This window comes from Sphingomonas sp. LH128, assembly GCF_000293195.2.
Taxonomy (GTDB): domain Bacteria; phylum Pseudomonadota; class Alphaproteobacteria; order Sphingomonadales; family Sphingomonadaceae; genus Novosphingobium; species Novosphingobium resinovorum_A.
In genome coordinates this window covers 1-6,651 of the sequence record NZ_ALVC01000274.1, presented here as the reverse complement: position 1 = coordinate 6,651, position 6,651 = coordinate 1, and the positions used below count along the sequence as shown (strand labels likewise).

The following is a 6,651-nucleotide window of genomic DNA, read 5'->3' as shown; positions in this document are numbered from 1 at the left end:
ACCGCCGCCTACAAGCTGAATGGCTATGCATGGTCGGCGACCGCCGAGTACCGCACCGGCCTCGGCAAGTTCGGCGGCACCGTCGCCTACCTCAACAACAACCACAAGAACGGCGCACTGACCGACGTGAACTCGGACGCATTCGAACTGGCGGCGCACTGGCGCGCCAAGTTCGGCCCGGTCAGCGCCTTTGCACGCGGCTCGGTCGGCACGGCCAAGTTCGACGGCGAGCGCAACTTCTACGGCGCCATCGGTTCGGAAACCGTGCGCCGCACCATGGACGCCAAGTGGGACGGCAAGTTCGTCACTTTCGCGGGCGGCGCGGCGATCGAGGGCGGCTCGCAGTTCTTCTTCTTCCGTCCGGGCGTGACGGTCGACTACGTCCGCCTGAAGGAAGACGGCTACTCCGAGACCGGCGGCGAGAAGCTGAACCTCACCGTCGCCTCGCGCACCAGCGACGAACTGGCGGTGAACCCGAGCATGACCGTGGGCATCGACTTCCTCGGCATGAAGGCACGGGACGAGAACTGGTTCCGCATGGAAACCGAGGGCGGCTGGCGCGAGATCGTCAATGGCGGCATCGGCTCGACCACCGCGCACTTCGAGGGCGGGGACAACTTCACGCTGGAAGGCGACGGCGCGACGAGCGGCTGGTTCGCGCGCCTGCGTGCGATCGGCGGCTCCTCGGGCTTCACGATGGGCGGCGAACTCTCGGCCGAGGATCGCCACGGCCGGGTCGATCTCGCGCTGCGCGGCTCCGTGACCATTGGCTGGTAAGGACAGGACGATGCGTGGACCACTCCTCTGCGGCATCGTACTGGGCGCCGGGCTGCTGTTAAGCTGCGCCCCCCGCGTGCGGCCCGGCGCCGCCTCCTCCCCCGCTCCGGCGGGGGAGGAATTGCGCATATCGCGCGGTCCGTGCTTCGGGTTCTGCCCGGTGTACAAGGTGGCCGTGACGCCCGCCGGACGCGTGGACTTCACCGGCGAGCGGCATACCGCCGTGCTGGGCCAGCGCGCCCATTCGGTCGGCCGCGCGACGTACGAGGACGTGCGCCGCGCCCTCGCGCCGATGCGTCCGCAGACCGGCGAGGAGCGTGCCCACGCCTGTACCGAGGCCGCCACCGACATGTCGAGCGTGACCATCGAGTGGATCGGCGCGGACAGCCGCCGCACCGCGCTCACGTACAACATGGGCTGCCGTTCGCCGGAAGGCTCTGCGATGGCACGCACGGTTGAACAGCAACTCGGCCGCCTCGGCGTCGAGGAATGGGCCGCGCAGAAGACCTGGCCGGGCGACAGCCGGGGCTGAGGTCTTCTCACTCGTCATTGCGAGCGCAGCGAAGCAATCCAGGGCAGCACTACGCCGCCCTGGATTGCTTCGCTGCGCTCGCAATGACGACGTGAGGGGAGCGTCCTCCCTGCCAGACAACGCGCGATTTACCTCCATCACTGCTGCTTTTTCACTGGCGTTGCGCGCGCGTGTAACTAAGTTACGCGCCATCGCCGGTCGTCCTGATCCGGCCGAAATATCCTGTCGCCCCCGTCCGAAAGGTCACGACATGCTTCGTTATGCCGGCAAGGCGCTCCTTGCGAGCGCCGCGCTTTCCGTTCTCGCCTTCTCCGCTCCCGTCTTCGCGCAGGACGCTGCGCCCGCAGCCAAGCCTGCGCTCGCGCCCTCGGCCGACTGGGGCAAGTTCGGCGTCCAGACCCAGTGGATCGACACTGGGGCCAAGCCGGGCGACGACTTCGACGCCTACGTCAACGGCGTGTGGAACAAGACGGCGGTGCTTCCCGCCGACCGCACCCGCTGGGGCTCGTTCATCGAACTGAGCGACCTTTCGGAAAACCGCGTCCATGGCATCCTCGACGATCTGCTTGCCGCCAACCCGGCGCCCGGCAGCGACGCGGCGCGTATCGCGGCGGCCTACAAGGCGTTCATGGACGTCGATGCAATCAACAAGGCGGGCCTCGCCCCGGCGCAGCCCTACCTCGCCGCGATCAAGGCGGCGAAGACCCCCACCGACATCGCCACGCTGTTCGGCAAGCCCGGCTATGCCTCGCCGATCGGCCTCTATGTCGGCGCCGACGACAAACAGAGCGACATCTACGCGCTCAATGCCAATATCTCCGGCATGGGCCTGCCCGACCGCGACTACTACCTGAAGACCGACGCACGCTCGATCGAACTGCGCGACAAGTACAAGGCCTACCTGACGTTCGTGCTCGGCAAGGCGGGCTACGCCGATGCCCCGGCCGCCGCCGCTTCGGTGCTGGCGTTGGAAACGCAGCTCGCCAAGGCCGACTGGGACCGTGCCGCCGCCCGCAACCCGGACCTCACCTACAACAAGGTGCCGCTCGCCGAATTCGAAGCAATGGGCTCGCCCGGCGTCGTCAAGGCGTTCCTGTCGGCCGTGGGCGCGGATAAGGCCAGCTACGTGCTGATCGGCGAGATGCCGCCGACGGCCGAGGAGTTCAAGGCCGCCGGGATCGACCCGACCAAGGCGGGCGACCAGTTCGGCCCCGGCATGCCGGCCGTCGTCAAGCTGATCGAGACCACCCCGATCGCCACCTGGCAGGCCTACCTCGCCGCGCACTTCCTGCGCGACAACGCCTCGGTCCTGCCCGGCGACATCGATACCGCCACCTTCGATTTCTACGGCAAGACCCTGAGCGGCCAGCCCGAGCAGCGCCCCCGCTGGAAGCGCGGCATCGCGGCGGTCGAGGGCATGGCGGGCGAACTCGTCGGCAAGCTCTACGCGGCGAAGTACTTCCCGCCCGCGCAGAAGGCGGCGATGGCCGACCTCGTCGCCAACTTGCGCAAGGCGATGGCCGCCAACCTCAAGGATCTCAAGTGGATGAGCCCGGTCACGCGGGTAAAGGCCGAGGAGAAGCTCGACGCCTTCACCCCCAAGATCGGCCAGCCGGACGTGTTCAAGACCTATGAGGGCCTGACCTTCTCGCCCACCGACCCGTTGGGCAACACCATGGCGGCGGGCAAGTGGCAGACCGCCTTCGACATGAACCGCATCGGCGGTCCGGTCGATCGCACTGAATGGGGCATGCTGCCGGAGACGGTGAACGCCTACTACAACCCAGCGATGAACGAGATCGTGTTCCCGGCGGCGATCCTGCAGCCGCCGTTCTTCAACCTCTCGGCCGACCCGGCGGTCAACTACGGCGGCATCGGCGCGGTCATCGGCCACGAGATGAGCCACGGCTTCGACGACCAGGGCGCCAAGTACGACGGCACCGGCAACTTGCGCGACTGGTGGACGCCGCAGGATCTCGCCGCGTTCCAGAAGCTGCAGGCGGCGCTGGCGGCGCAGTACGATGCCTTCTGCCCGTTCGACGACGGCAAGGATGGCAAGGCCTGCGTCAACGGCAAGCTGACGATGGGCGAGAACATCGGCGATCTCGGCGGCCTCAGTCTCGCCTACCGCGCCTACAAGCTCTCGCTGAACGGCAAGGAAGCGCCGGTGATCGACGGCGTCACCGGCGACCAGCGCTTCTTCATGGGCTGGGCGCAGGTCTGGCGTTCGAAGGTGCGCGAGGCGCAGGCGCGCCAGTTCCTCGTCACCGACCCGCACTCGCCGCCGCAGTACCGGGTCAACGGCATCGTGCGCAACTTCGACGAATGGTACAAGGCGTTCGGCGTGAAGCCGGGCGACAAGCTGTACCTCGCGCCCAAGGACCGCGTGCGGATCTGGTAAGGCGGAAGAAGGCCGACCCCTCCCGCAAGCGGGAGGGGAGCAGGTGAAGTACGCCCTCCCGCTTGCGGGAGGGCAGGGAGGCTTGAGAGCGAAGCGAACTAGCCGGACGGGGTGGGCACCGCCGCGCAGCGCCACCCCAACCCGTCTTCCACCTCACATTTCTGCAATGCAGCACGTCCCCGGTTGACTTGCCCGCCCGGTGCGGCATGACCTCCAGCTTATGGACCTGACCCTAACCGCGATCCTCCTCGGCATTGTCGAGGGCCTCACCGAGTTCCTGCCCGTCTCCTCGACTGGCCATCTCATCCTTGCCACCCGCCTGTTCGGCTATGATTCGAGCCAGTGGGCGACCTTCAACATCGTCATCCAGCTGGGCGCGATCCTGGCCGTGATCGTGCAGTTCTGGCGCACGTTCTGGGCCGTGGGCATGGGGCTGCTCAAGCTCAACCCCACCTCGATCCGCTTCGTGCGCAACGTGCTGCTGGCCTTCATCCCTTCGGCGGTGCTGGGCCTGCTGTTCAACAATTATATCGAGGGCCTGTTGGGCGAGCCCGCGGTGGTCGCCTGGGCGCTCATCATCGGTGGCATCGCGATCCTCGGCATCGAGAAGGTCGCCAAGCCCGGCCCGCTTACCGGCGTTTCGGAACTGCCCGCAGTCAAGTGCATCGGCGTCGGTTTCGCGCAGTGCCTCGCCATGGTGCCGGGCGTCAGCCGCTCGGGCGCGACGATCATGGGCGCGCTGTCGATGGGGATCGAGCGCCGGACGGCGGCCGAGTTCAGCTTCTTCCTCGCCGTGCCCACCATGGTCGGTGCCACGACTCTGGAACTTCTCAAGCACCACAAGGAACTGATGGCGGGCGCGGGGCCAGTGGGCTGGAACGAGATCGCGGTCGGCTTCGTCGTCTCGTTCATCGTCGCGCTGGTGGTGATCAAGGCGTTCATGGCCTTCGTCAGCAAATCCGGCTTCGCACCCTTCGCGTGGTATCGTATCGTCGCCGGCGCACTGGCGCTGTTCCTGCTGTCGAGGATCTGAAGACATGAGCAAAGAGGAGAAACTCGGCCGCAAGGATTACGAGAAGCTCCTCGAGCCGATGGAGGAGGAACTCGTCGGCATGGCGCGCTGGGCGCAGAAGAAGGGCGCGCGCATCGTCATCCTGTTCGAAGGGCGCGATACGGCGGGCAAGGGCGGCGCGATCAAGGCCGTCTCCGGCCAGCTCAACCCCCGCCAGTGCCGCACCGTGGCGCTGGCCGCGCCGAGCGAGCGCGAGCAGGGCCAGTGGTACTTCCAGCGCTACGTCGATCACCTGCCGGCCAAGGGCGAGATCGTCCTGTTCGACCGCTCGTGGTACAACCGCGCCGGGGTCGAGAAGGTGATGGGCTATGCCACCGAGGACGAGGTCGATGCGTTCCTGCGCCACGCGCCCACCTTCGAGAAGATGCTGATCGACGACGATATCCTGCTGTTCAAATACTGGCTCTCCTGCGATCAGGACAAGCAGGAGGAGCGCCTGCACGAGCGGCTGGACGACCCGCTCAAGCGCTGGAAGCTGTCGCCGGTCGATATCGCCGCGCGCGACAAGTACGGCGAATATACCAAGGCGCGCGAGGCGATGCTCAAGGCCACGCATACCGATCATGCGCCGTGGACGCTGGTGGACTTCAACGACCAGCGGCTCGGCCGTCTGACCCTGATTCGCGATCTGCTGGCGCGGCTGCCCGATACGAAAGTGGAAGCGCCCGAACTCGACCTGCCGCCGCTCGATGCCGAACCGAAGCGCGAGAAATTCGGCGTCCTGGAGCCGATAAAGCCGTTTCCGCTCTCCTGAGCATCACGCGAATCGGTGCCGCGCCCTTGACTTTGCGAGGCCAATCCAGCAAGGGGCGCAACCTTGAAGGGCGGCGCCTCGGTGTCGCCCCTTTATAGTTTTTCGTAACGCCGGCCTGCCAGGGCGGCTGCAACTTAGAAAGTACAGGATACCGCCATGGCGAAGCCCGCAACCGTCAAGATCCGTCTTGTCTCGACCGCCGACACCGGCTTTTTCTACGTGACCAAGAAGAATCCGCGGAACACGACCGAGAAGTTCAGCTTCAAGAAGTACGATCCCGTCGTGCGCAAGCACGTCGAGTTCAAGGAAGCCAAGATCAAGTAAGGTTCACGGTCGGTTCAAGGCTGTGGACCCAACGGGAAAGCCATGAACCACGTGACAAAAACCTTTCGATCCTGTGTGAGCGCGGCCGCTTTGGCCGCGCTTTCCGTGTCCGCCGCTCTCGTCCCCGCGCAGGCTGTCGCAGCCGCGCCCGATGACGCGAAACAAGTCGAGCAGGCCGTCGCGGCCTTGCGCGGCATCGGCACGATGAAGGCGGACTTCGTCCAGACCGACCGCTCGGGCCAGACCGTCAGCGGCGTGCTGACGATGAAGAGCCCCGGCAAGATCCGCTTTCAGTACCAGCCGAGCGCCAAGATGCTGATCGTTGGCGACGGCAGGGCGCTGAACTTCATCGACTACGAAGTGCGTCAGGTGCAGCGCTGGCCGATCAAGAACAGCCCGCTCGGCGCGCTGCTCGATCCCAGCCGCGACGTCGCGAAGTTCGGCAAGCTGATCCAGACCGGCAATCCGGGCGTCGTCAGCATCGAGGTGCGCGATCGCTCGCACCCCGAGTACGGCGTGATCACCCTGATCTTCACGCGCAAGGCGTCGGCCCCGGGCGGGCTGGAACTGACCTACTGGGTCTCGCTCGATTCGCAGAACAAGCGCACCACCATCAGCCTGTCCAATCAGCGCTATGGCGTCCCGGTGACCGACAACGACTTCCGCTGGAACGACCCGCGCCCGCGCAATCGTCGTTAAGAGCGTCTGGAAAATGCCTGCAGGGCATTTTCCACTGCGGCACCGGCCCACGCCCCCACCCGGCCTCCCATCAAGTATACTTCCGTGGGAGG

7 protein-coding genes are annotated in these 6,651 nt (G+C 66.2%); all 7 read left to right on the top strand.

From position 1 onward, the window contains the following. A partial coding sequence (locus LH128_RS20500) for an autotransporter outer membrane beta-barrel domain-containing protein (protein ID WP_008831599.1) occupies positions 1 to 777 on the top strand: 777 nt, incomplete at its 5' end. A 10-nt stretch (positions 778 to 787) separates the two neighbouring features. Then, entirely contained in the window at positions 788 to 1,309 is a 522-nt protein-coding gene (locus LH128_RS20495) for a DUF6438 domain-containing protein (RefSeq protein ID WP_069707916.1), read from the top strand. A gap of 250 nt (positions 1,310 to 1,559) precedes the next feature. Continuing rightward, on the top strand, positions 1,560 to 3,710 hold the full coding sequence (locus LH128_RS20490) for a M13 family metallopeptidase (RefSeq protein WP_008831598.1): 2,151 nt from the start codon (positions 1,560 to 1,562) through the stop codon (positions 3,708 to 3,710). Positions 3,711 to 3,930: 220 nt separating this feature from the next. Beyond that, a complete protein-coding gene (locus LH128_RS20485) occupies positions 3,931 to 4,743 on the top strand; it encodes an undecaprenyl-diphosphate phosphatase (protein WP_008831597.1) in 813 nt (270 codons plus the stop codon). 4 nt (positions 4,744 to 4,747) lie between these two features. Further along, positions 4,748 to 5,536, top strand: a complete 789-nt coding sequence (ppk2, locus tag LH128_RS20480; protein ID WP_008831596.1) for a polyphosphate kinase 2 — start codon at positions 4,748 to 4,750, stop codon at positions 5,534 to 5,536. A gap of 156 nt (positions 5,537 to 5,692) precedes the next feature. Next, positions 5,693 to 5,860: a 50S ribosomal protein L33 gene (rpmG, locus tag LH128_RS20475; RefSeq protein ID WP_008831595.1), complete on the top strand. Its 168-nt coding sequence runs from the start codon at positions 5,693 to 5,695 to the stop codon at positions 5,858 to 5,860. A 42-nt stretch (positions 5,861 to 5,902) separates the two neighbouring features. Next, positions 5,903 to 6,559, top strand: a complete 657-nt coding sequence (locus tag LH128_RS20470) for a LolA family protein (protein WP_037520569.1) — start codon at positions 5,903 to 5,905, stop codon at positions 6,557 to 6,559. The last annotated feature ends 92 nt before the right edge of the window (positions 6,560 to 6,651 follow it).